The following is a 23725-nucleotide window of genomic DNA, read 5'->3' as shown; positions in this document are numbered from 1 at the left end:
CGGCCCGCCCGGCATTGAACGGAACCACCACACCCCGAGCACCCAGTCACACCGAGGATCCCGACTCCGCCCGCGACCGGGCGGCAGAAACCGGCGCGGCCAAGGCCGCACCGCTCGCCGGCAAGGATTGACCGTGTCCCGTTCACCAGCGCATTTCCACTCACGAGACACATGAGCATGACGCAAGGGAGAAAATTATACTCGTCCACCCCCGGCCCTTCAATAAACCGATACCTCGGCGGACTGCCGCCGGGGCGGATAAGCCACTGATTATCTGAGGTGAAAGGCTTATGGTGCGGGTACGGCCGCGGGTCCGCTGCGGGAAATGACGGCGTGGACCTCACTCAGCGGCCGGATCCACGGCTTGAGATCGGGCAACCGGGTGGCGAGCTCCTCCGCCGCCTGCGTGGCCTCGGTACGGTTTGTATAAACCCCGTAGGTGACGGTGAGCCGGCCGGGACCGTCCGGCGGCTGATACAAGGCCACCTTGTCCTGCAATCCATGGCGCTTGATATATGCCATGACATTCGCCTCCTTGCCGGAGACAAGCTGCAGCGTATACAACCCGGGCGGCTGTCCCAGCAGCCAGTCCTCGCGCGGGATCTCGCCAGGGGCGGTCATTCCTTTAATAAGTGCGGGCGCCGCGGGGACGGGCGCAGGTGCCGTGGTGGCGTGAAAGGCGCGTATCCTGTCCTGTATCACCCCCAGCTTACGCACCCAAGGAGTAACTTTAACATCTTGTTCTGAAATGGCTTTTCCTGCATCAACCGCATCCACCTCGGTGGGGAAGACGCCATACACCAGGGATGACCAGACCTGACCTGATGAGCGTGCCGGGTATATGGCGGCGGCGTCGCTCAGGCCGAAGCGTTTCACATACGCGAGGCATTGTTCGCGAGTTGCGACCAGCAGCTGGAGGGTGTATGCGGCGGGGTCCTGCTCCAGAAGCCAGGCCTCGTCTCGGGGCCCCGCGACCTGGGACTCAGCGGCGGGGGAAGGTTCATCTGCCGCGCCTGAAGCCTCCACCGCAATCGTCTCCTCCACAGGCGACCGTTCCTCCACACCCGGCTCCTCAACAGGCGCTCCTGGCGCCGGTGTTGCGGCCGCATCGGAAACCGGTGCCTCGGCCGCCTCCCCTCCGGACACCTGCCCTGACACAGCCGCGGCGATCGAGGGTCCTTCTGTCGCCGGGGCAATGCCGCTGACTGTGGTCTCGGATGACGCCGGTGCAGACTCTCCGCCACCAGAATCCGGGAGTCCCGCTACGGCCGTCGGTGACCCGGCCGCGGGCGGCGGCGCCATCACATCCTGCGGACTCACGACCGGGGAGGATGCAACACCCGGCGCATCCCTGTGTTCAGGCGGCAGTGATTCCGTATCCTGGAATACTCGCGACAGCACCGCCAGGCGGTCCTGATACAACAGGCCGATCACGGCGAGTGATACCAGCACGGCTGCGGCCCCGTACTTCAGATAGATGCCGCGGCGCGAGCCCGAAGATGAGGGAAAATCCGCGCGCGTCATCTTCGCTTCGTTGTTCTGCAGCACCACGCGCGCGAATTCATTGATGCGCCCTGGAAGCCCGCGCGACGCCACATGGATGAACCTGACCACGGAATCCGTGAACGGCCCCTCCCCCTTGATCCCGGCGGCGCGCAGACGGTGGAGAATGTACCTGCCGGTGTCCTCCTCGCTCAGCGGCGGAATATCGAAGGAATGTCCGACGCGCGCGCGCAGCTCCTCGAGCCCTGGGGCGACCAGGCGCTTGCTGATCTCCGGTTCGCCGAACAACACCACGCTGAGCAGCCTGTCTGTCGACTGCCACGGTTCGGTCAGGGTGGCCAGCATGGTGAGCGCCGACTGGGTCAGCTGATGTGCGTCGTCGATGACGAGCACCGGGATCAGGGCGCTGTGGCGCAAGGAGTAGAGACTTTCCCGCAGCAAACGCAACCGCTGCCCGTCGTCACCGCTGCCGTCCGGACGGAGCGAAAATTCCTTGTGAAGGATACCGAGAAGGCGTGCCCCGTCGATCTCGGCGGAGGCCTGGAAATGGCAGATACGCCAGTTGTCGTTGGCGCCCAGGAGCAGGCGCTGCAGGATACTTGTTTTGCCGCTGCCCGGCTCCCCGGTAACGAGCAGAACATCGCTGTACGGAACGAGGTGGAACAGCAGGTTGAGGCGCTTCGCCCGCACCGCCTCGTCGAAATACGCGTGATCGTCGTATCGGGCCTCGAACGCATCGCGCTCCAGCCCCCCATCGTCCACGGCCTCAAGAGGATCGCCCAGGTCCGCGTGGACATTCATGTCCGCTGCCGTTCACCTTCAATGAACACCACGCGGTAGCCGCGCCGGAGCTGGTCGTCGCGCGCGGTCATCAACGCCGCCTCGGCCTGTTCACGCGTTGCGTGATGGTCGCGTTTCACCCGACCGGAGGATCCCTGATAGCCCCATTCCCTGATCAATGACCAGCCCCCCAGTAAATCCTGCTGCAAGAGAAGGTGATAGTAGCGCGGCGGTTTATCCTCTTCCTGAGGTTTCTGCAGGTATATATGCATGAATGCGCTGTACCATACCCTCGAGACTCGACCGCGGCCGGCGTGCCCCGCCGGACCCGACTAGGTCAAATGCGCGGGGTCGAACAGCCGCTCGTATTCCCCAATCGCGTACCGATCGGTCATGCCGGCGATGTAGTCTGCCACCACCCGCGCCCTGCCCGCAACACCCGCCGCCCGCTCGGATTCGCCCGCCTTCTGCTGATATTCAGGGGGTAGCACCTGGATATCGTCCATGAACGCGCCGAACAAGGCCTTCATTATACGGTCGGCCTTGCTGCTCATGCGCCTGACACGGTAGTGGCGGTAGAGCTGGAGGCGCAGGAACTGCTTCAACTCGAGATTCCATTCCGCCATCTGCGTGCTGAATCCGATCAGGGGTACGGCCTGGGCACGCACCTCGTCCAGCGAAGTGACGCCGGACTCCGCGATCCGCCGGCGGGTGGTCTCCACCAGGTCACTGACCTGACGGTTGATCATCCGGCGCACCACCTCATGGACCATGCGGCGGGGGCCTATGCCGGGATGGGCGGCGTTAACGCGGACATACTGTTCGCTGAAGAGACGGATTCCGGCCAGCTGTTCGACGGTGATCAGGCCGGCCCGCAGGCCGTCGTCCACATCATGATTGTTATAGGCAATCTCGTCGGCCAGGTTCGCGAGCTGTGCTTCCAGGCTGGGTTGCTGCTTGCTGAGGAAACGCTCGCCGAGCTCACCCATTGTGGCCGCGTTTTTGGGCGAACAGTGTTTCAGTATGCCCTCGCGGGTCTCGTAGGTCAGATTGAGTCCGTTGAACTCGGCGTACCTTTCCTCCAGCTCGTCGACGACGCGCAGCGTCTGCAGGTTATGCTCGAAACCGCCGAAGTCCTTCATGCAATGATTGAGCGCGTCCTGGCCGGCGTGGCCGAACGGCGTGTGACCCAGGTCGTGGGCCAGCGCGATGGCCTCGGTCAGATCCTCATTGAGCTGCAGGGCGCGGGCGACCGCGCGTCCGATCTGCGCCACCTCGATCGAATGGGTAAGGCGCGTGCGGAACATGTCGCCCTCATGGTTGACGAACACCTGGGTCTTGTATTCCAGGCGGCGGAACGCGGAGGAATGTACGATGCGATCGCGATCGCGCTGGTACTCCGAGCGGTATTCTGGCGCGGGTTCAGGTTGGCGGCGGCCGCGCGAATTCGCGGCGCGGGTGGCGTACGGGGCGAGACCGTCCTGCGCGTCAACGCCCATGGATTCGCCGCATCCCGCCCTGGAGCCCGCTCACGACATCACGCCCCTTCCCCGCTCGCTTCGATGGAATCCCTGAGTTTCGCAAGCTCAAACTGCCCCGTCACCACCGCCGCGCCGATCGACTTCAGCAGGATCAACCTCAATTTCCCGGCCTGCACCTTCTTGTCAACTGCCATCAGCTCCAGGAACCTGTCCGGATCGATCTCGCGGGGCAATCGCACCGGCAATCCGGCGCGCGCGATCAGTTCTGCGGCGCGCCGTGCGTCAGCCGGCGCGAGCAGACCTTCACGCGCGGACAGTTCGGCGGCGGCGCACATGCCTGCCGCGACCGCCTCGCCGTGCAGCCATGCGCCATACCCCATCCCGGTCTCGATCGCGTGGCCGAAGGTGTGACCGAAGTTGAGCAGCGCACGGATCCCGCTTTCCCTCTCGTCTGCGGCGACGACCGCGGCCTTGTCACGGCAGGAGCGCTCCACAGCGAAGGCCAGCGCCTCCGGTTCGCTGGCCGACAGCCTGTCGATGTTTGATTCCAGCCAGAGGAAAAACTCTGCGTCGCATATCAGTCCGTACTTGATGATCTCGGCGATGCCGGCGCGCAGCTCACGCTCGTTCAGAGTATTCAGCACGTCGGTGTCGGCGACAACGCACTGCGGCTGGTGGAATGCCCCAATCATGTTCTTGCCCAGCGGGTGATTGACCCCGGTCTTGCCCCCCACCGAGGAGTCCACCTGGGCCAGCAGTGTGGTCGGAATCTGGATAAAGGGCACGCCGCGCTGGTAGCAGGCGGCTGCGAAACCGGTGATATCGCCGATCACCCCGCCTCCGAGCGCGATCAGGGTCACGCCGCGGTCGAAACGGGCGCCGAGCAGGGCGTCGAATATTTGCATCAACGTCGCCATACACTTGTACTCTTCGCCGTCCGGCAACACGATCGTCTCGTGCCGGTATCCTTCGAGGGTGGCGCGCACCGTCTCAAGATAGAGCGGGGCCACGATCTGGTTCGTGACCACCAAAACCTGGCGCGATTTTATATGCCTGGTGAGCAGCTCCGCGCGACCAAGCAGGCCCGGTCCTATATAGATCGGATAACTCCTCTCACCGAGCTCTACGGTCAGCGTTTTCATCACGTCGGTATTTCTTGCCTGCGGTTTCGGGACCTGCCTGCCGGTGGAGACTTGCCCTTCACAGACTTGCCGGCATCACGGCGGATCTGCTGCAGGATAAGGTCAACCGTGCTTTTAACCCCCCGCTTATCCGTTTCGACGATTATATCCGCGATTTCGCGGTAGAGGGGGTCGCGTGCGGTCAGAAGTTCTTTTACACGGGAGCGAGGATCCTCGGTTTGCAGGAGTGGTCGGTTCTGCGACTTGGCCGTCCGGCTCAGGATCTTGTCCACCGATGCACTCAGGAACACCACGACGCCATGCGCCGCCAGGTCGGCGCGATTGAGCGGGTCGATCACCGCTCCCCCGCCGGTCGCCAGCACGATACCGTGCCGACGGGTCAGCTCTTCGATGACTGAGCGTTCTCTCCGGCGGAACCCCTGCTCACCCTCGATATCGAAGATCCACGGGATATCCGCTCCGGTGCGCTGCTCTATGGCATGGTCGCTGTCAACAAATTCAAGCTTGAGGGCCTTGGCCAGATGACGGCCGATGGTGGTTTTGCCTGAACCCATGGGGCCGATCAGGAAGACGTTATCCCGGGATTTCATCATGCTGCCTATGGTGGCGGAGAATTCCCATCAACACAATGGGACCGCAGATAAGTGGCGGAAACAAAATAAAAAAGGGACAGGCGTTTCGCCTGTCCCTGATCGTGCAGTGTATTGACTATGCGTGGATGAATTACAGGGCATCCAAGCACGAGGCGCTGGCGCCAAAGGGGCTGTCCGCAAATCCGCCTGGCGGTGCCTCAGTGGAGTCATCCATATCCGCGGCCGAGGCGGGCAGCCAGAACATCACGCTGTCGATGGACTCCGTGCCGGAGACCGAAGTGCTGGCGGTCAGTTGCACCCGCACCCAGTTGGCGTAAGTTTCAGCGTACCTAACGTCGAATTCAAACGTGCCGTCGGTCCCGGTCGAAACGTTTGAAGGAACAGCAACCACATTACCTGGCGTCAGCTGGCTGTTACCATTGGTGTCTTCGCCAGTATCGAGAATTCCGTTCTTATTCTTGTCCTCACCCGGATCAAGGCATTCTGGAAACCTCCGGGGCATGATAGTCCCATAATAGGGGTCATCGTCCCGCGTTGTCGACGTAAAATCCTTTGGCATATCCATCGGGATTGAGCGCAATGTCGATGCTGGCCCCTGCCACCGCGTTACCGCCGGCATCGGTGACCATCACGGTATATTTCTTGTCGTACTGGGTCTCTCCCAGCTGCTCAATGCTGTTACCGGTGCCGAGGCGCACGAAAAGGGCGCTCTGGGACACAGTCAACGATACCGTAGTATTGATCGCAGTGTTCTCATCCACGGTGGCTCGAATTATTACCCCGTTCTGGGCGGTGGTCGCGGCCGAGGAGACATAGGTCGTGGAAGCCCGGCCCAGGTCATCAGTGGTCGCGGTCGCCGTGGTCAAGGTGCCGCCGCTGTTGTCCTCGACGATTGAGAAGCGGATCACCTTGCCCTTGACCAGATTGTTGCTCGCGTCGCGTACGACGGCCGTGATGGTCGACTGCTGCTGGGTGGTCTGTGAGCCGTCATTGGGGCCGATCGAGGCGGGGCTGGCCTGCAACGCGATTGTCGCCGGCGTCGTCGCGACGAAATTGACCGAACGGCTTGTCGTCGGCCCTCCGGAGACGAAGGCGGTCAAAGTCGACGGACCCGCATTTGTCGACGAGATGAACAGGGTTGCCACACCGCTGCCGTTGGTATTGGAGGACGTGGCCGCGACAGTACAGCCCGCGTCAGAAAAGAGATTGCCACGCGTGGCGGAGAAGCTCACCGCACTGCCGCTGACCGGGCTGCCGTTCTGCTGCCAGCTGACCTGGATCGACTGGCAGGCGCCGAGATTGATATCGGCGTTCGCGGCAGGCGCTGTCATCTGGAACTGATCCCCGGAGATGGCGAGGGTATGAGTTGACGTCGCTCCCTGGGAAGATACGGTAATCACATCGGCACCCGCGTTGACCGCCGTGACATTGACCGTGGCCTGGCCGATTGAACTTGTAGTCAAACTGGCTGCACTCAGTGTATTACCCAGACTGGAGTCCACTGTTACGGTCTTTCCGGAGATCGGATCCCCGTCAGAATCGGTCAGGGTAATAATCAGGCTGGTGGTATCGCCCAGCGTCGCCGAGTTTTCCCCGCTGATCGCCATGCTGGTGCCAGTCACGTTCACATCCACAGCCTCGCTGAGGTTGCCGGTGGTGGCGGTAACGGTGATAGTCCGGTTGGTGAAATCGCCGCCCGGATCCAGCGTGGCTATGGCTTGACCGGAATCATCCGTGATGGACTGGATGACCGAAAGCGAGCCGCTGTCGGCGGTAAACACCACCGGGACAGCCGCCAGCAGATTGTTGAGACCGTCCTTGACGATGGCTGTGATGGTCACCGAGACACTGCCGCTTGAGCCCAGCTGGGGCGAACTGGCCAGCATCGTGATGCTCTCTGCGGATGTCTCCGTATCGGTACCCGTCCCGGTGGTATCGAAGAATGCATTGTCTTCATTACACCCCGCCAGAATCAGCATCATCAACACGATGACTGCCTTGCCCACACTGTTCCACATTGCTGCGCTTCCCGTAGAATTGGCCGTCATCGCTCCAACACGATGACCGCCGTTAACCAGCCTCATCCTTCCCCGTAATGATTCCATGTATCTCATGTCGGTTTTCCTGTCAGCGCACCGCAAGGCTGTCCTTGAGTATCTTCGGCGTCACGAAGATGAGCAGCTCACTGTTGTCATTGATATGGCGCGACTGGCGGAACAGGACGCCGACCAGGGGCAGATCACCAAAAAATGGCACCTTGTCCATCTCGTCGGCGCGGGTCTGCTCGTAGATGCCACCCAGCACTACGGTCTCGCCGTTGTCGACCAGGACCTGGGTTTCTACCGAGCGCGTGTCCACGCTGGGCACGTTCTGGAAAACCTGCCCAACGCTGTCCTTGGAGACCGTCAGATCCATGATGATGCGGTCGTCCGGAGTGATGTGCGGCTTCACCTTCAGTCCCAGTACGGCCTTCTTGAATTCCACCGTGGTCGCTCCACTGGAAGACGCTGTCGTGTAAGGAATCTCGGTGCCCTGCTCGATGCTCGCCTCATTCTGGTTGGAGGTGATGACGCGCGGGCTGGAGATCACCTCGCCGCGTCCCTCGGCCTGCATGGCAGACAGCTCGAGATCCACCAGGTAATTGGAATTCAGCACCGCGAGCGCGATCTGGCCGGTCGGATTGCTGACGGGCAGATTCACGTTGAGGCGGTCGCTCAGAACCGGTGTTGTAACCGGCAGCGGCGCGCTTCCCACCATGGTGTCAGTGCCGCTGAGGGAGCCGGAAACACCGATCAGACCGTTTCCGTCGTGCTCGCGCGCGCCGCTGAAACCGACCCGCATGCCGAGGTCACGGCTGAAATCGTCGTTGGCGATCACGATGCGCGACTCGATCAGCACCTGGCGCACCGGGATGTCGAGTTTGTTGACCAGCTTGCGGATATCCACCAGTTTGTCGGCCGTATCGCGGATCAGCAGGGAGTTGGTGCGATCGTCGACGGTGACATTGCCGCGCTCGGAAAGCATCGAATTTTCCTTTGCCTTGAGCAGCACGGCAATATCGGACGCCTTGGCATAGTTGACCTGGATCAGGTCGGAGTACAGCGGTGCCAGCTCGGAGACCTGCTTCTGCGACTCGAATTCCTGCTTTTCGCGAGCGGCAATCTCTTCCGCCGGAGCAACCAGGATCACATTGCCCATCTGGCGCATCGCAAGGCCCTTGCTCTTCAGGACGATATCCAGAGCCTGATCCCAGGGCACGTTCTGCAGGCGCAGGGTCACATTGCCCTTGACTGCGTCGCTGGTGACCATGTTCATGCCGGTGAAATCTGCGATGATCTGCAGCACTGCGCGGATTTCGATATCCTGGAAGTTCAGCGAGAGGTGCTCGCCGGTAAACTCCTTTTTCTCCGCCGCCTGCTGCTCAGCCTCAGTTACTGGCTTCACTTCGAGGGTGAACTGCTTGTCCGTCTGGTATGCCAGATGCTCAAACTTACCGTTAGCCTCGATCACCATGCGGATGTTGCTGCCGGAAGTAAAACTGTCGACGCGGAGCACCGGGGTCGCAAAATCGGTCACGTCCATGCGGCGTTCGAGCTCCTTCGGCAGGCGCGCCCCGAGGAAATCCACCACGATCTTTCCCGATGCCTCATCCACATTCACGGGGATGGAGGCGTCAGACAGGGAGATCACCAGCCGACCCTCGCCCAGCTTGCCACGGTTGAAGTCCACCCTTGTGATAGCATGGTCCGCCTCTTGCGCCTGACTACTTCCCGCCATCGCGACGCTCTCGGCGACCGAGGAGTTCAATGTGATAAAGATCGCACTGCCCTCCGTGCGAGTTTCATATTGCACAAGCCTGTCGAGGTTCAGCACCAGGCGGGTCCGGCCGCGTGACTCAACCGTATTGATGCTGCGCACGACTCCGACACCTACGCTCTTCTGCTTTGGCACGATGCTCCCGGTATCCTGGAGATCAAAGGCGATGCGCGCCGGGTTATCTATGGTGAAGCTGAGCAGCTCGGGCGGAGGCGTCACGCCGGAGAGGGACAGCTTGATCTGCACCCGGTTGCCGGGCAGCGCCGAAAAGTCGACCGCCTCGAGCCGGTGAGCCGGCGCATTCTCCGCGGCAGCAGCAAATGACGACATCAAGGCGCTCAACACCAGCGCCAAGGCCGTGGGCAGTATCGTTATCCGAAATGCAGATCTAGGCATCATCGCTCTTATCCATTCCCGTTCACAAACCAAACCCCTGGCAACCATAACCGCGACCCTCCATTGCGGGATCATTCCGTACTGATACCCAGGGAAGCCTCTCGCTCCTCCCACCCCCCCAGTCCGTCCGGCACAACCTCGGTCAGCATGATATTCTTTTCCTGCACACTGATGACCTTGCCGTAATTCTGTCCGAGATGGTGCCCTTCTCTTACTTTATAGATGATCCCATCGGGAGCCTTCACCAACCCCCACTTTCCGTCCCGATAGTCGAATGTTCCCATCATGCGAAGCGTATCCAAGGGGAAATTTTCCAAAATCTCCTTGCGCCGGGTGATGTCAGGACGGATGCTCTGCAAGGCGCCGCTGTCCTGCGCGGCGAGCTTGGCGTCCGATTTCCAGGTGGCGAAAGGATCTTTCATCTTCTCGCCGCTGTAGGCAAAGGTCTCCACCGGCTTGAACTCCGGCAAGGATTCTACCCGCCCCTTCTTCATCTTTGCATCATCCACGAACTGGCGCAGATCAGACATCCCGCTGTCGCTGCAGGCCGCAAGCATACAGCAGAGCAGCGCTGCCGTCGTTCCATTCAGCAGGCGTCGACGCTTGCTTTCACGCATACGCGGGCAAGTCATGACGCCCCGCCCTCCTCGTCCAGCAGTTCTTCCTCTTCCAGGTAACGGAAGGTCTTAGCGGTCACTTCCATCATCAGCATGTCCTGGCTGGCGTTCTCTGCCTTCTTGTCCTGGGCGTTCTTGCCGCCCTGGCTCTTGCTACCCGACTTCTGGCTCATCGGTCCGATGGAAAAATCCTGCAACGTGACGATGCGAGGCAACGTGGCGATATCGCTGACGAATTGCCCGAATTCGTGATAACTGCCGGCCACCTTGATGGTTATCGGCAGTTCGGCATAAAAATCCGCTGGCCGCTCGCCTTCGGGCTTGAACAGCTCGAATTCGAGCCCCGTCTGCAGCCCGGTCTGGGAGATGTCTACCAGCAGTTCGGCGACCTCGGTCTTGCTGGGCAGTTGGCGCAGCATGGCACCGAAAGAGCGCCTCATTTCCTCCATCTGAGCCTTGTAGGCATCCAGGTTGGCGGCTTTTTCCTGTTTTCCCAGGAAATCGGCCTTAAGCGTCTTCTCCTTCTGACGGATTGACTCAAGGGTATCCAGCTGGCGCCGGGTGTCCAGCCACAGGCCCGCTCCGAGCACGGCCACGCTGATGAATGCGACCGCAACCGCCTTCATGGACATCGGCCAGCGGCTCACATCGTTGAAATCGATGTTGCGCAGCTGGGCAAGATCAATCTTGAGATTCATGACTTATTTCTTCGCCTTGTTGGGTTTTGCGGCTTTTTTCGGAGCTGACTGCTTCGGATCCTTCTTGGTTTCCGTATTGGCGGTCTCCGCTGCCTCCGCATCGCCTTCGGACGCGACCTGGCTGACTGCAAGCTTGAAGTGGCTGGTCCGGGCCAGATCTTTACTGTCCGCCTCGATCACCTCGAGCCGGGGGCTGGTGAACCAGTCCGAGGCATCGAGGTTGCGCATGAACGCCGACACCCTGGCGTTGGATTGCGCGACCCCTTCGATCACCAGCAGTTTTCCCTGCTGGGATATGTTGGTCAGGTACATGCCGCTGGGTACCGCCTTGGCCAGCTCGTCGAATACGTGGACGATGGCGGGGCGGCGCGTCTGGAGCTGCTGAATGATATTCATGCGCGCGAGCAGCTGTTCCTTCTTGGCCTCGATAGTCTTGATCTCGACGATCTTTGCCTCTACCTTGACGATCTCATCCTCGAGGAATTTGTTGCGCGTGGACTGCAGCTCGATCATGCCGCCGACGTGGATGTGGATATAGAACACGATCAGGCCCATCAGCACAGCTGCGCCGGCAGCGACGGAGAAGAACTGCCGCTGCTGCTCTTTGCGCCGAATTTCGCGCCACGGTAAAAGATTGATGCAGGTCATCGCTCGGAAAACCTCCTCATGGCCAGGCCGCACGCTATCATCAGCGAGGAGGCGTCGGACCGGATCGCCTCAGGGTTGATGCGTGAGGTCAACGACATGTCGGCAAAGGGGTTTGCTACCGATGCGGTTATCCCGATCTTGTCCTCAATCAGCGCATCCACGCCGGGAATTGCTGCGCAGCCGCCCGCCAGGACGATATGATCGACCGAATTGTGCTGGCTGGACGAAAAGAAAAACTGCAGTGAACGGCTCACCTGCTGTGCCATCGCTTCCTTGAACGGCTGCAGAACTTCGGGTTCGTAGTTGTCGGGCAGGCCGCCCTGCTTCTTGGCCAGACCCGCCTCCTCATAAGACAGGCCATAGCGGCGCATGATCTCGTCGGTCAGTTGCTTGCCGCCGAACACCTGCTCGCGGGTGTATATAACCTTGAAGTCGTGAGACACGCTCAGCGTCGTCATGGTTGCTCCCACGTCGATGACGGCGATGGTCTTGCCAACGCCGTTATCGGGCAATTGGCTGGCGAGAAGGGAGAATGCCGACTCCATGGCAAATGCCTCAACATCCACGATCCTGGCGTTGAGCCCTCCCAGTTCCAGGGCAGCCACACGTACGTCCACGTTTTCGCTGCGGGAGGCGGCAAGCAGGACGTCGACCGTGCCCTCCTGCTTATCGGATGGGCCCATCACCTCGAAATCGAGGTTCACCTCTTCCCTCGGATAAGGGATGTACTGGTCAGCCTCAAGCTGGATCTGGTCGGCCAGCTCATCGTCGGACAAGTTGGCCGGCATGTTAATCACCTTGGTGATCACCGCCGAACCGGCCACGGCAACGGCCGCGTTTTTGGTACGCGTGCCGGCGCGGCTCACCGCACGCTTGATCGCGGCGCCCACGGCTTCGACATCGGAGATGTTCTTCTCTTCGACAGCATTCTGGGGGAGAGGCACCACCGCGTAGCTTTCCACCCGATAGCGATTGCCGCTTTGTCCCAGCTCGAGCAGTTTCACCGAAGTGGAACTGATGTCGAGCCCGATGAGGGGCGACGCCGTCCTATTGAAAAGCTGAAACATGGTGGCTTCCCTCAACCCGTCCTCGGGTACGCAGATCCCTGTTCATTGGTTTCGTCCCAACGTGCAACTATAGGTTTTAAGGTAATAATTGACAACAAGCACAGGTCTTACAACGCATGTTATCGTCCGCGACGGTAAAAAGTTTTATACTCTAGCCCGTATTTTTGTTAACTGGTCGCCATTCTCATTTCCCGACGCGATTATGACTTACCCGCGCAAACTACTCCTCGCCGGCCTGCTTGGCATTGGCGGAACGGCACTGCTTGGCGCCCTCGGCCTGGCCGTCAGTTACCTGGTTATTGCACCCAATCTGCCGCCCATAGAGGCGCTGCAAGACATCCGGCTACAGGTGCCCATGCGAGTTTATACCCGAGACGGCCGACTTATAGCCGAATTCGGCGAACAGAAACGTACGCCGATCCGGTACGAGGAGACGCCGCAACTCATGATCAAGGCGATCCTCGCGGCCGAGGACGACCGCTTCTTCGAGCATCCAGGCGTCGACTACCAGGGCATTCTGCGCGCTGCGTTGAACCTGGCGCGTACGGGGGAAAAATCCCAGGGGGGAAGCACAATCACCATGCAGGTGGCGCGCAACTTCTTCCTGACCAGCGAGAAGACCTATCTGCGCAAGCTCAGCGAGATCTTCCTGGCTCTGAAAATAGACAAGGAGCTTCCCAAGGAGGAAATCCTGGAGCTCTATCTCAACAAGATATATCTCGGCAACCGCGCCTACGGCGTCGCGGCGGCCGCCCACACCTACTATGGAGCGAGCGTTGCGAACCTGTCACTCGCCCAGATCGCAATGATCGCCGGCCTTCCGAAGGCACCTTCGCGTTACAATCCGCTGGCGGATCCGGAACATGCCATAGCGCGCCGCAACTATGTACTGCGGCGCATGCGCGAACTCGGCTATATCGACGCCGCCGGGTACGCACAGGCCGCGCAGGCCCCCGACGATGCGAAGCTCCACGGCGCGTCGATGGAGGTCGAGGCCGATTATCTCGCCGAGGTGGTTCGTGCAGCCATGATCGAGCGCTACGGAGAACAAGCCGCCTACACTTCCGGGTTTAAGATCTATACGACGCTGGATTCGCGCCTGCAGCAGGCCGCTACCGACTCGCTGCGCGCCGCCCTGCTAGCCTACGATCGTCGCCACGGTTTCCGCGGGGCCGAGGGCCGCATCAACCTCGCCCAGCTCTCTGACGAACCTGCATGGACCGCGGCACTGCGCAGTCATGAAGAGGTCGGCGGACTGATACCCGCGCTCGTCGCGCGGGTGGTGGAACAGGGGATCACCGTGAAACTGGCCGATGGAAAGAATGTCGACATCGCCTGGGAAGGCCTGTCGTGGGCACAGCCTTACATCAGCGAAAACCGGCGCGGCGCGATCCCGCAGTCTGCCGCCGATGTGGTCCGCATCGGAGACATCGTGCGCATCGCATCTACCCCCGACGGCTGGCATTTGGCGCAGATTCCCGCGGCACAGGGCGCATTGGTCTCACTGGATCCAGAAGACGGTGCCGTCACCACGCTCGTGGGCGGATTCGATTTCCAGCGCAGCAAGTTCAATCGCGTCACGCAGGCCCTGCGCCAGCCGGGCTCCAGTTTCAAGCCGTTCCTCTATTCCGCTGCGCTGGAAAAAGGTTTTACGCCAGCGACGCTGATTAACGACGCACCAGTAGTCTTCGATGATCCGGCCCTGGAAAGCGCCTGGCGACCGGAAAACTATACCGGAGAATTCTTCGGCCCCACCAGGCTGCGGGTAGCGCTGGTGAATTCACGCAATCTCGTTTCGATTCGCCTGCTGCGCTCAATAGGCATCGACTACTGCCTCGATTACCTGACCCGCTTCGGCTTTCAGGCCAGTGATATCCCGCGTAATCTCTCGCTCGCACTCGGCAGCGCCTCGGTCACACCATTGCAGCTGGCCGCTGGATACGCGGTTTTCGCCAACGGCGGCCATCGAGTCCAGCCTTATTTCATCGATCGCATTGTCGGGGCGAACGAGGAGGTTATATCCCGGACGGTTCCCGACCGTGTCTGCCTGGAGTGCGAAGATACGCCAGAGGACGAAGCAGAACCCGCTGAGCTCGTGATTGCACCTGCCCATGACACGACATCCTTGCCGGAATTCAACCATGCCAAACGGACGATCTCAGCGCAGAACGCCTATCTGATGACTTCAATGATGCGCGACGTGGTCCAGATCGGCACCGGCGTGCGCGCGAAACAGCTCGGGCGCGGAGATATTGCAGGAAAAACCGGCACGACAAACGACCAGCGCGACGCATGGTTCGTCGGCTTCACTTCTGACATAGTGGCCGTCAGCTGGGTCGGCTTCGACAAGCCACAGGCGCTCGGCAATGGTGAAACCGGGGGGCGCGCCGCGTTGCCGATGTGGATCGCCTTCATGCGCGAGGCTCTGCGCGGGACTCCGGAACATCCGCTGGACCGGCCGCCGGGTCTAGTGACGGTACGTATCGATCCGGCCAGCGGCCTGCTCGCCAGGAGCAGTCAGTCGAACGGGATTTTCGAAACCTTCTTCACCGACAATGCGCCACGACAATACGCCGGCTCGATACCCACCGCAGCCGGTGGCGACACCCAAGGGACTACGGCACCGCTGGCGCCGGAACAGTTGTTCTGATACCACCGCCGATACATATGCCTGTCTGCCCGCTTGACAGAAACGGACTCATGGCACGGGTGAATCACGTCAAACAGCCCAGCCCTTCGCCTCAGGATAAGGACACGAGATCCCTGCGCACCATTTCCACGGAATGAATGAACTGCCGGCGCTCTTCGTCGCTGAGCGGTAACTCCACGACTCGCTCCACTCCCCGCCGTCCCAGAACCACCGGCACACCGATGGAGATATCATGCATCCCATATTCCCCGTCGAGCACCGCCACGCAGGGCAGTATCCGCATGCGGTCATTGCACACGGCATCGAGCATGACGGCGACTGCGGCGGCCGGAGAGTCGTTGGCGCTGCTGGTCTTCTTGAGGGCCAGGATCTCCGCCCCGCCATTACGCGTGCGCTCCACAATGGCATTGATCCTGCCTTGGTCGAGGAAATGATCAAGCGGGATACCGTTGATGGTGGTGTAGCGCGGCATCGGCACCATCGCGTCGCCGTGTCCACCCAGCACCAGCGCTGTGACGTCCTTGATAGACAAGCCGGTCTCCATGGCGATAAAGCTCGCCATGCGTGCGGAATCCAGCACACCGGAGAGACCGAACACACGGGCGCGATCCCATCCGCTGCGGCTCCAGGCGATGTGGGTGAGAACATCGACCGGGTTGGTTACCATTATGACGATTGCGTCGGGCGCGTGGCGGGCAATATCGGCGATGATGCCCTCGACCACCTTGACGTTCGTCATCAGCACGTCCGAGCGCGACATGCCAGGTTTGCGCGGCATTCCGGCGGTGACCACCACCAGATCCGAACCGGCCATCGCTTCAGGACTCTCGTCGCCGGTGACTCGCGTATCAAAACCGAACAGTAGTGCGGATTCCTGGATATCGAGAGCGGTACCGCGTGCGACGCCATCGCGGATGTCCATCAATACGATCTCATGGACCAGCTCGCTCTGGGACAGTATCTGCGCCGTGGATTCACCCACCCGACCGGCACCGATGATAGTGATCTTGCTCATGGCGACTCCAGAGTTTCGCCTTGCGCTGCAGGATCACCGTGCGCTGCTGGCCGCCCGTACCCGCGGTGGCCGCACGGTAGCAAATTTACTGCTCCGGCGCTGTCGCCGGCAGGTTTAAGATCGGCATGCAAGCCTGTTTATTGAGTCAGCACTCACTCACCGTGACACGTTCCTCGACCACCTCCTGGGCGATGCGCGGGTAAAACTCGGGGTATCCCCGGCGGGCGACACCCGAGAGTACGGCGGCCTGCGCCACGGCCGGCGGTATGCGATCGATGAGGCGCGGATCGAGGGGTTTGGGAATGATGTACTGCGGTCCAAACGACAGGGCGTCGAGTCGATATGCGGTCAGCACTTCCTGCGGCACCGGCTCGTGGGTCAGCTCGGCCAGGGCATGGACCGTCGCAATGAGCATCTCGCGGCTGATCGCCGTCGCGCGTACGTCGAGGGCACCGCGGAAGATGAAGGGAAAGCCCAGCACATTATTGACCTGGTTGGGATAGTCCGAGCGCCCGGTTGCCATGATCAGGTCGTCCCGTACCGCGAGCGCGGTAGCCGGATCGATCTCGGGATCTGGATTTGACAAGGCGAAGATGACGGGACGATCCGCCATGATTGAGACCTGCTCCGGACTGACCAGCCGGGGACCAGACAGGCCGATAAACACGTCCGCGCCGCGCATGGCGTCGGACAGCGTGCGCTCCGGCGTGACGAGCGCGAACTCGCGCTTGTATTCGTTGATGTCGTCGCGGCCGCTGTGCACCACTCCGGCGCGGTCAACTAGGCGGATGTTCTCCTTGCGCACGCCGAGCGCCGTTAACAGGCGCATCGAGGCAATACCCGCCGCACCGGCGCCGAGGCAGACGATCTTCACCTGCTGCAGTGATTTTCCCTGCAGCTCCAGCGCGTTGATCAGGCCTGCCGCAGTGATGACGGCGGTACCGTGCTGGTCGTCGTGGAACACGGGGATATCCAGCCGCTCGCGCAGCGCCTGCTCGATGACGAAGCACTTGGGCGCCGTGATGTCCTCGAGGTTGATGCCGCCGAAGGTGGGTGCAATGCGTGTCACCGTGTCAATAAAATCCTCCGCGCGTTCAGCGTCGACCTCTATGTCGAACACATCGATGTCGGCGAACTTCTTGAACAGGACCGCCTTGCCCTCCATCACCGGCTTGCCCGCCAGTGCGCCGACGTTGCCGAGGCCGAGCACCGCGCTGCCGTCGGTGATCACGGCGACCAGATTGCCCTTGGCGGTGTAACGGTAGGCGTCCTCCGGATTGCGCGCGATCGCACGCACCGGCTCGGCCACGCCCGGGGTGTAGGCCAGGCCGAGCTCATACTGGGTGGAACAGGGCTTTGTGATCGAGATGGCGATCTTGCCGGGCGCGGGATCGGAGTGATAGGCGAGCGCGGCCTGCTTGCGGTCTTCTGTCATCGGTCGGAAGTCATATGTTGCGGTAGAACCGACAATTATCCGTGATTGGATCCGCCACTGCAAATACAGGACGGCGTTACCGAATGGTCTTTAGTGTGGCTCCTGGCGCCGGAACCCCTTCAGGGTACAACTGGTTCAACAGCCTGAGCTGTTCTTCGGCGTGCAGTGTCAGCGGCGATTGCCGCGCCAGTTCCTCAAAGCCGGCTTCTGCCTCCGCGCGCACCAACCTGATCCGGAGCGCACCGGCAAGTTCCTGTTCCGAGCCGGAAAGTGGATGGAAACTGTGCGTCACAGCAATAAAATACGCATCGTATCGGTCAAATCCATCCCGATCCTTGCACGTCCCGGTAAACAGATACACCCGTTCCTGGTGATAGACAACGCTGATGCGCTCCAGGCGCGGGGCGGACGAGGTGCCGGACTCGACCAGAACGCTATACCCATCAAGGCCGGCCGGCCGGATGTCCTCCTCCTGGTGCACGGTTTTCGACTTGATGCGGCTAAGGATAAATTCGCGCGGGGAAACCCGCCGGTTGAGATCCTCCACCGCCACATGTAATACCGCATCGCGAGCGGGCGATTGCAGCACCAGGCGTTCCGGAAGGTTCTCGGTCGACCAACCCGCCGGCAGTGTGAAGCCTATGCCGAGTTCCGCGTGATAAAACACCCCGGCACGCACCACGCCGGCCCTTTCACCGTCGCCGTAGACCATGCCGTCGAGAAAGCGCAGAAAATCCTCCTCCTCGCGCATGTCCGCCCCCGCGGATACAGGTTCCGCAAAGGCAACGACCTCCTGCAGGCGCTTGTCGCTGGATGGATGCGAGGCAAATACGCCGTGGTAAATCCTCGGCTGGCGGCCTTCCTCCTCCGCCAGCTGACGCTCGTAAAGTTCCTGATCCTTAAGTACTGCCAGCACCTTGAGCATGGCGTGCGGATCGTAGCCGCTGCGCGCCAGATATTCCGCTCCGAGCCGATCCGCCTCCAGTTCGTGCTCGCGCCCGTAACCGCTGGTGATCGCTCCGCCCAGCACGTTGAAAAGTCCCTGGCCGACCTGATTGCGCAGTTCAGGAACCAGCAATGAGCCGATGCTATAGCCGATCTGGGCGGCGCGGGTTCCGCTGATCTGGCGCACGGAATGGCGCGCGGTGACATGGCCGATTTCATGGCCGAGCACGGCCGCCATCTCGGCCTCGGAATTGAGATAGGCGAGCAGGCCGCGGGTGATATAGACATATCCGCCGGGCAGCGCGAAGGCGTTGACCTCGGGAGAATCCAGCACGGTGAAGCGGTAAACCAGCTCACCGCGATGGCTGTTGACCGCAAGTCGTGCCCCCACGCGCTGGACATAGGCCTGCAGTTCGGGATCCTCATAGGCGTCGCCGAAGCGTCGTACGATCTGCGCATGGGCATCGCGTCCAAGCCGGATCTCATCCTGCTCGGACATCAGGACGAAGTCGTTTCTGCCGGTGGCAGGATTCACCGCGCAGGCACCCAGAAACTGACACGCCGCCAGGATGGAAAGCAAACCTGTGCGGAGTGATATCATCGGCGTGTTACCCCGCACTTCATCCGTCATCCGCGACGACCTGCAGCGACGCGGGATGGCGTATCTGCATCAGAGGAGCCGCGCCGCCCGGGTTAAGCCACCCGCGCGCAATCACTGTGCGCCCGACAAGATCGTGCGGGCGGAAATCCGGGAAATAGCGCAGATCCGGCCGCGCAATGCGCAGTGCAAGCCCTCCTTCAAGATTTAACCATACTGCGCCCGCACCATAGCCGGCGCGCACCACCTTACCGCGCACGAAGCGGAATCCCGCTTCCGGCGCAGCGGCTTTGAGGCCTGCCGAGGCCAGCGGCTGATAATATGGCAACCCCCACAATCCGATGCCGGCGCGGCTCGCCCGCTCCTCGGCACGGCGATAACAATCCTGGTTACCAAGGTTGGGAGGCACCGCGATGGCTACTGCATAGCCCCGCTGCAACAACCAGGCCTGGATGCTCGCGCCGTCCCCTCGATAGAGGTGGGCGAGCGAACGGCCGTAACGGTCGACGCGTTCATCGTCATAACGCAAACCGAGTTCGTCGCCCGACTCAAGCAGGGCTGCCAGGGCATCGCGCGCCTCGTGCGCGTATGGCTGGCCTGCGGCGCCATCGCGCGGAAGCTCGGGCGTATTAATGCCGATCAGGCGTACCTTGCGCCTGTCGCTGAGCACGAGCGTGTCGCCGTCATGCACGTGTGCGACCCTGGCCCGCTCATCGATGCGATCAGACCGGCACTCAGCTCCCGCGCGAGGGACGATGAGCACTCCCGCAAGGGCGAGCATGAACCACGGCTTCCAGGCTCCGCCACGCGGTCCAAAACGAAAAAGGGCACGCCCGCGGGGTGCCCTTTCAACTGCACGCGCCAACGGCATCGCGCTATTTTTTCATGCCATACTTCTGTCTGAACTTGTCGACACGGCCGGCGGTATCGACCAGCTTCTGTTTGCCGGTGTAGAACGGATGGCATTGCGAACATACATCGAGATGCAGATCCTTGCCCGCAGTCGAGCGGGTCTTGAACGTGTTACCGCAACCGCAGGTAACCGTGATCTCGTTGTAGGCAGGGTGAATCTCCGACTTCATGACCGTATCCTCATAACCCAACTGTATCCGCCCCACCCCGGCACCGGGATGGCAGGCAGGCCAAAAGACCGGCTATTGTATGCAAATATCCCTGTTCCGGCAAGTCGAGCCAGGCAGCGGGAGACTATTGATTAATGTTCATAATGAGCGATTGCGGCACACCGCCGCGCTCGATCTCCAGCCGGACCTCCTCGGCGCTCGTCAGGCCGCGTAACAAGCTCAATGCCTTGGCGGGGGAGTCCAGCTTTACCCCGTTGACGCTGGTCACGATATCACCCGGGGAAAGCCCTGCGCGCGCGAACAGGGCTGCATCCTGGCCGGGCTGGAGTTCATAACCGACGAAGCGACCGTCGGCGCTCTTGGGATTGATTTGGACCAGACTTCCTGCGCTCTGGGGATCGGATAACACCATGTCGCGAAACTCACGCAGATTGGCAGGCACCGCCGCGGGCCCGGCACCCCCTCTGTTCGCCGCGCGGGATTGCGTCGCCTGACCGCCAGACGCTTCGGGCTGCTCCCCGCTGACGTTCCCAAGCCCCTCCTTGGGCAGGCGCAAGGTCTCCAGGCGCCCGTTCCGTTCCAGCACCACGCGGTCGGGATGGACTTCCTTCAGCACTGCCCCACCGGGCAGCTGGGAATTGACGGGATAAAATGCCTCCACCCCGCCGGGAGCAGCGATGATCGCGCCACCGCCCGTCATGCTCCCGGAAGCCACTACCCCGCTCAGCGTCAAATTGAGCTGGGTCTCAGGCAGCGATTCGACTGAAGGGATCTCGCTCGCGACGGGCTTTTCACCGAAAAGATGCCATTTGGCGAGATCCCACATGATCCCGGGCCCGGCGTCGTTGCGCCGGGCAGCCGCGCCGCCAAACGCTTCAGGTGGGGGGGCAAGGTTCGGTGCCGGGGCTGGTATCAGCCTCCAGGTCAGCCCGGCGAGCGTGGCGGCCAGCAACAGGACCAGCGCCACCTGTACCAGGATGATGATGCGGCGCTGCACCGTATCGAGGAAGAACATATCCCACGCCTTTTTCCAGTCCAATGCGGGTTTCATCATCATACCGACTCCCGGAAATCGACCACCGTTGCAACCCCTGCCCTATAAACCGAAGTATAAATATAGCAGACCGATCAATACCGGCTGATGAACCATATAGATCAGCAGGCTGTATCGTCCGCCGAGGCTCAACAGGCGGAATGCCGGTGCCGGGCTGGACCAGGCCCTCAGCAGCGCACCGGCAGGCACACGGAACATGGCCTGGCCGAGGTACTGGCCGATCTGCACGACCCCAAACCACGGCAGCAGGGGGACATAATCCTCAGTGAACGGTTTATGCGTCATCAGTCCGATCCACTGCAAGGCCGGATGATCGAACCACTCATGGGCAAACTGGGTGCCAAGCAGGATCAGTAAGCCGCCTGAAACCAGATTTAAACTGTAAAACCGCACAGTCAGCAGGCCGAGGACACCTGCCACCGCAATGAAGTGCAGGATGCCGAAAAATATGTAGGTGGCGGGGAACATGATCCAGCTGCCGAGGGTTACCAGCGCCGCGCAGGCGGCGAGCTGGGCGAGGCGCCTCAGGAAGCGCGTCCGGCTGAAACCATGCTGATGTCCAAGCGACTGACTGACCCCGACCAGGAGCAGAAAAAGGCTCACGATCAGGGTGCGGAAGGCCAGCCAGCGCGGATCGTGGTCGAAGTCGATCCCCAGCCGGGCGAATAGATTAACGTCGAAGGTGAAATGGTAGGCAATCATCAAGACGATGGCAAAGCCCCGCGCCACGTCTATCAACATATGGCGCGACCCGGGTCTCTCAGTCATCGTGGCCACAGTCATGCCGGAATCGCGGTTGCAGTACGGCGGATCTTATGCACACAGCGCAGCTGTGGCGCACACCGGGATTCCCCGGGGACCCTACCCGGTGAAGACCTTGTTGTCAACATGCTGATATAAAAGAAATAAATAATACTCCCGGGAATAATTCCGCGGGAAATACGCCAGCGATCAGGATAACGGTGCGATACTCGAGGAGAGTTTTCCACAGGCTTATCCACATCTGCGAGGGTGAATCTCGAATGCGTACAGCCCGTTAACGGTGAATCATTTCCATTCCATCAACGTCCAGCTCGGTATCAGCAGATCCTCATTCAGCTCTCCGCTGCGCGACTCGAGGTTCCCGTCGCCGTCGGTGTCCACCATGTAGTAAGGCGGTCCCTTCCGGGGGGTTACCTTGATCATGTAAAGCCGGCCGTGGATGCGGTACTCCGCGATGGTCCTGTCCTCACCCTGGATGATGGTGACATCGGGGGTCGGCGCCGAGCTGTCGGCCTCCTCACGGGGCTCGATGGGACCGGTCTCATCCTGCGCCGCCGCAGCCCAAGGCAGGACCAGCAACATTGCTATGCACACTGTCAGTCTCATGGCATTGTCGCTCACAGATCGAGCAGAATCTCCTTTTCCTCCGCGGACGGCTCGAAGCCGCGGTGCTCATAATACCGGAAGATGGCCTCGACCACCTCTTCGGGCTCATCCATCACCTGGAAGAGCTCGAGATCCGCCTCGTCGATCGCACCCTCCCGCACCAGCGTACCCTTGAACCACTCGATCAGACCTGACCAGTAGGCGCTACCGACCAAGATGATCGGTATCCGACGCGTACGCTCAGTCTGCACCAGGGTCAGGATCTCCGCCAGTTCGTCCAGCGTACCGAAACCGCCGGGCAGCACGACGTAGGCGGAGGCGTATTTCACGAACATCACCTTGCGTGAAAAGAAATGGCGGAAACGCAGGGAGATGTTCTGGTAGTCGTTGGAAACCTGTTCCTTGGGCAGCTGGATATTGAGGCCGACGCTGGGGGACTTACCGTCATAGGCCCCCTTGTTGGCTGCCTCCATGATACCTGGTCCGCCGCCGCTGACCACGCTGAATCCGGAATCGGATAGGGCACGTGCAATCCGCTCGGCGCGCCGGTAGTAATCGGAATCGGGCCGCGTGCGCGCGGAACCGAATACGCTCACCGACGGCTTGATGCGCGCCAGCCGCTCGAAGCCTTCGACAAACTCCGCCATGATCTGGAAGATCTTCCAGGACTCGCGGTTCAGCAGTGCCTCGTCGACCATGCTGAAACTGGGATGCCCCGATTTATGCTGTTCATCCATGCGCGGATCTCTTTATGACGCTCTTGCCGGAATTCGGTGACTCGAAACCAAATACGCCACGTGCCGCCCGGATGCCCCATAGTATAATGGATGTCATCCG

Annotated in this window: 22 protein-coding genes; 1 reads left to right on the top strand and 21 read right to left on the bottom strand. The window is 61.1% G+C overall.

What is annotated here, in order from left to right:
• Positions 1-288: 288 nt before the first annotated feature.
• The 12 genes from IPK65_13895 to IPK65_13840 form a co-directional block, all read right to left on the bottom strand.
• Positions 289-2304 (bottom strand): AAA family ATPase, encoded by a 2016-nt coding sequence (locus IPK65_13895; protein ID MBK8164178.1) that lies wholly within the window; start codon positions 2302-2304, stop codon positions 289-291.
• A complete protein-coding gene (locus IPK65_13890; GenBank protein ID MBK8164177.1) occupies positions 2301-2555 on the bottom strand; it encodes a WGR domain-containing protein in 255 nt (84 codons plus the stop codon). Before IPK65_13890 ends, IPK65_13895 begins: the two co-directional genes overlap by 4 nt.
• A gap of 60 nt (positions 2556-2615) precedes the next feature.
• The gene (locus tag IPK65_13885) at positions 2616-3782 is read right to left on the bottom strand and encodes a deoxyguanosinetriphosphate triphosphohydrolase (protein ID MBK8164176.1); all 1167 of its coding nucleotides are present in this window, start codon (positions 3780-3782) and stop codon (positions 2616-2618) included.
• Positions 3783-3820: 38 nt separating this feature from the next.
• Positions 3821-4906 carry a 3-dehydroquinate synthase gene (aroB, locus tag IPK65_13880; GenBank protein ID MBK8164175.1) on the bottom strand — a complete coding sequence of 362 codons (1086 nt, stop codon included), beginning with the start codon at positions 4904-4906 and terminating at the stop codon, positions 3821-3823.
• Positions 4906-5496, bottom strand: a complete 591-nt coding sequence (gene aroK / locus IPK65_13875; GenBank protein MBK8164174.1) for a shikimate kinase AroK — start codon at positions 5494-5496, stop codon at positions 4906-4908. The genes aroB and aroK overlap by 1 nt, the downstream gene beginning before the upstream one ends.
• Before the next feature lie 133 nt (positions 5497-5629).
• The gene (locus IPK65_13870; protein MBK8164173.1) at positions 5630-6001 is read right to left on the bottom strand and encodes a hypothetical protein; all 372 of its coding nucleotides are present in this window, start codon (positions 5999-6001) and stop codon (positions 5630-5632) included.
• A 19-nt stretch (positions 6002-6020) separates the two neighbouring features.
• A complete protein-coding gene (locus IPK65_13865; GenBank protein ID MBK8164172.1) occupies positions 6021-7613 on the bottom strand; it encodes an Ig-like domain-containing protein in 1593 nt (530 codons plus the stop codon).
• Positions 7614-7626: 13 nt separating this feature from the next.
• Positions 7627-9759, bottom strand: a complete 2133-nt coding sequence (gene pilQ, locus IPK65_13860) for a type IV pilus secretin PilQ (GenBank protein ID MBK8164171.1) — start codon at positions 9757-9759, stop codon at positions 7627-7629.
• 23 nt (positions 9760-9782) lie between these two features.
• Positions 9783-10328, bottom strand: coding sequence for a pilus assembly protein PilP (locus tag IPK65_13855; protein MBK8164170.1), 546 nt, complete (start codon positions 10326-10328; stop codon positions 9783-9785).
• A gap of 11 nt (positions 10329-10339) precedes the next feature.
• Positions 10340-11026: a type 4a pilus biogenesis protein PilO gene (locus IPK65_13850; protein ID MBK8164169.1), complete on the bottom strand. Its 687-nt coding sequence runs from the start codon at positions 11024-11026 to the stop codon at positions 10340-10342.
• Positions 11027-11029: 3 nt separating this feature from the next.
• The gene (locus IPK65_13845) at positions 11030-11674 is read right to left on the bottom strand and encodes a PilN domain-containing protein (protein MBK8164168.1); all 645 of its coding nucleotides are present in this window, start codon (positions 11672-11674) and stop codon (positions 11030-11032) included.
• Positions 11671-12741 carry a pilus assembly protein PilM gene (locus tag IPK65_13840; protein MBK8164167.1) on the bottom strand — a complete coding sequence of 357 codons (1071 nt, stop codon included), beginning with the start codon at positions 12739-12741 and terminating at the stop codon, positions 11671-11673. Before IPK65_13840 ends, IPK65_13845 begins: the two co-directional genes overlap by 4 nt.
• A 202-nt stretch (positions 12742-12943) precedes the next feature.
• Here IPK65_13840 and IPK65_13835 point away from each other — a divergent pair, with 202 nt between their 5' ends.
• On the top strand, positions 12944-15391 hold the full coding sequence (locus tag IPK65_13835) for a penicillin-binding protein 1A (GenBank protein MBK8164166.1): 2448 nt from the start codon (positions 12944-12946) through the stop codon (positions 15389-15391).
• Between the two features lie 91 nt (positions 15392-15482).
• Here IPK65_13835 and mdh read toward each other — a convergent pair whose 3' ends face one another.
• The 9 genes from mdh to IPK65_13790 form a co-directional block, all read right to left on the bottom strand.
• Positions 15483-16406 (bottom strand): malate dehydrogenase, encoded by a 924-nt coding sequence (mdh, locus tag IPK65_13830; protein MBK8164165.1) that lies wholly within the window; start codon positions 16404-16406, stop codon positions 15483-15485.
• A 145-nt stretch (positions 16407-16551) separates the two neighbouring features.
• Positions 16552-17841, bottom strand: a complete 1290-nt coding sequence (locus tag IPK65_13825) for a malate dehydrogenase (GenBank protein ID MBK8164164.1) — start codon at positions 17839-17841, stop codon at positions 16552-16554.
• 76 nt (positions 17842-17917) lie between these two features.
• Entirely contained in the window at positions 17918-19321 is a 1404-nt protein-coding gene (locus IPK65_13820; GenBank protein MBK8164163.1) for a M48 family metalloprotease, read from the bottom strand.
• Between the two features lie 85 nt (positions 19322-19406).
• Positions 19407-20075 carry a thermonuclease family protein gene (locus IPK65_13815; protein MBK8164162.1) on the bottom strand — a complete coding sequence of 223 codons (669 nt, stop codon included), beginning with the start codon at positions 20073-20075 and terminating at the stop codon, positions 19407-19409.
• Positions 20076-20259: 184 nt separating this feature from the next.
• Positions 20260-20466 carry a 50S ribosomal protein L31 gene (gene rpmE, locus IPK65_13810; GenBank protein MBK8164161.1) on the bottom strand — a complete coding sequence of 69 codons (207 nt, stop codon included), beginning with the start codon at positions 20464-20466 and terminating at the stop codon, positions 20260-20262.
• A 124-nt stretch (positions 20467-20590) separates the two neighbouring features.
• Positions 20591-21523: a type II secretion system protein GspC gene (gspC, locus tag IPK65_13805; protein ID MBK8164160.1), complete on the bottom strand. Its 933-nt coding sequence runs from the start codon at positions 21521-21523 to the stop codon at positions 20591-20593.
• A gap of 39 nt (positions 21524-21562) precedes the next feature.
• Positions 21563-22261, bottom strand: a complete 699-nt coding sequence (locus IPK65_13800) for a DUF1624 domain-containing protein (GenBank protein MBK8164159.1) — start codon at positions 22259-22261, stop codon at positions 21563-21565.
• A 306-nt stretch (positions 22262-22567) separates the two neighbouring features.
• Positions 22568-22864: a DUF2782 domain-containing protein gene (locus IPK65_13795; GenBank protein MBK8164158.1), complete on the bottom strand. Its 297-nt coding sequence runs from the start codon at positions 22862-22864 to the stop codon at positions 22568-22570.
• 35 nt (positions 22865-22899) lie between these two features.
• On the bottom strand, positions 22900-23625 hold the full coding sequence (locus IPK65_13790; protein MBK8164157.1) for a TIGR00730 family Rossman fold protein: 726 nt from the start codon (positions 23623-23625) through the stop codon (positions 22900-22902).
• Between the last annotated feature and the right edge of the window lie 100 nt (positions 23626-23725).

This window comes from Gammaproteobacteria bacterium (assembly GCA_016712635.1).
Taxonomy (GTDB): domain Bacteria; phylum Pseudomonadota; class Gammaproteobacteria; order SZUA-140; family SZUA-140; genus JADJWH01.
Note: the sequence above shows the minus strand (reverse complement) of the source record. Positions and strands in the feature narration are given on the sequence as shown.

Coding starts and splice junctions, on each gene's coding strand:
- IPK65_13840 (MBK8164167.1), bottom strand. CDS start 12,741: ATGTTTCAGCTTTTCAATAGGACGGCGTCGCCCCTCATCGGGCTCGAC.
- aroK (MBK8164174.1), bottom strand. CDS start 5,496: ATGAAATCCCGGGATAACGTCTTCCTGATCGGCCCCATGGGTTCAGGC.
- mdh (MBK8164165.1), bottom strand. CDS start 16,406: ATGAGCAAGATCACTATCATCGGTGCCGGTCGGGTGGGTGAATCCACG.
- IPK65_13845 (MBK8164168.1), bottom strand. CDS start 11,674: ATGACCTGCATCAATCTTTTACCGTGGCGCGAAATTCGGCGCAAAGAG.
- aroB (MBK8164175.1), bottom strand. CDS start 4,906: ATGAAAACGCTGACCGTAGAGCTCGGTGAGAGGAGTTATCCGATCTAT.
- IPK65_13795 (MBK8164158.1), bottom strand. CDS start 22,864: ATGTTGCTGGTCCTGCCTTGGGCTGCGGCGGCGCAGGATGAGACCGGT.
- gspC (MBK8164160.1), bottom strand. CDS start 21,523: ATGATGATGAAACCCGCATTGGACTGGAAAAAGGCGTGGGATATGTTC.
- IPK65_13870 (MBK8164173.1), bottom strand. CDS start 6,001: ATGCCCCGGAGGTTTCCAGAATGCCTTGATCCGGGTGAGGACAAGAAT.
- rpmE (MBK8164161.1), bottom strand. CDS start 20,466: ATGAAGTCGGAGATTCACCCTGCCTACAACGAGATCACGGTTACCTGC.
- IPK65_13825 (MBK8164164.1), bottom strand. CDS start 17,841: ATGACAGAAGACCGCAAGCAGGCCGCGCTCGCCTATCACTCCGATCCC.
- IPK65_13865 (MBK8164172.1), bottom strand. CDS start 7,613: ATGAGATACATGGAATCATTACGGGGAAGGATGAGGCTGGTTAACGGC.
- IPK65_13790 (MBK8164157.1), bottom strand. CDS start 23,625: ATGGATGAACAGCATAAATCGGGGCATCCCAGTTTCAGCATGGTCGAC.
- IPK65_13890 (MBK8164177.1), bottom strand. CDS start 2,555: ATGCATATATACCTGCAGAAACCTCAGGAAGAGGATAAACCGCCGCGC.
- IPK65_13885 (MBK8164176.1), bottom strand. CDS start 3,782: ATGGGCGTTGACGCGCAGGACGGTCTCGCCCCGTACGCCACCCGCGCC.
- IPK65_13800 (MBK8164159.1), bottom strand. CDS start 22,261: ATGTTGATAGACGTGGCGCGGGGCTTTGCCATCGTCTTGATGATTGCC.
- IPK65_13855 (MBK8164170.1), bottom strand. CDS start 10,328: ATGCGTGAAAGCAAGCGTCGACGCCTGCTGAATGGAACGACGGCAGCG.
- IPK65_13850 (MBK8164169.1), bottom strand. CDS start 11,026: ATGAATCTCAAGATTGATCTTGCCCAGCTGCGCAACATCGATTTCAAC.
- pilQ (MBK8164171.1), bottom strand. CDS start 9,759: ATGGTTGCCAGGGGTTTGGTTTGTGAACGGGAATGGATAAGAGCGATG.
- IPK65_13835 (MBK8164166.1), top strand. CDS start 12,944: ATGACTTACCCGCGCAAACTACTCCTCGCCGGCCTGCTTGGCATTGGC.
- IPK65_13895 (MBK8164178.1), bottom strand. CDS start 2,304: ATGAATGTCCACGCGGACCTGGGCGATCCTCTTGAGGCCGTGGACGAT.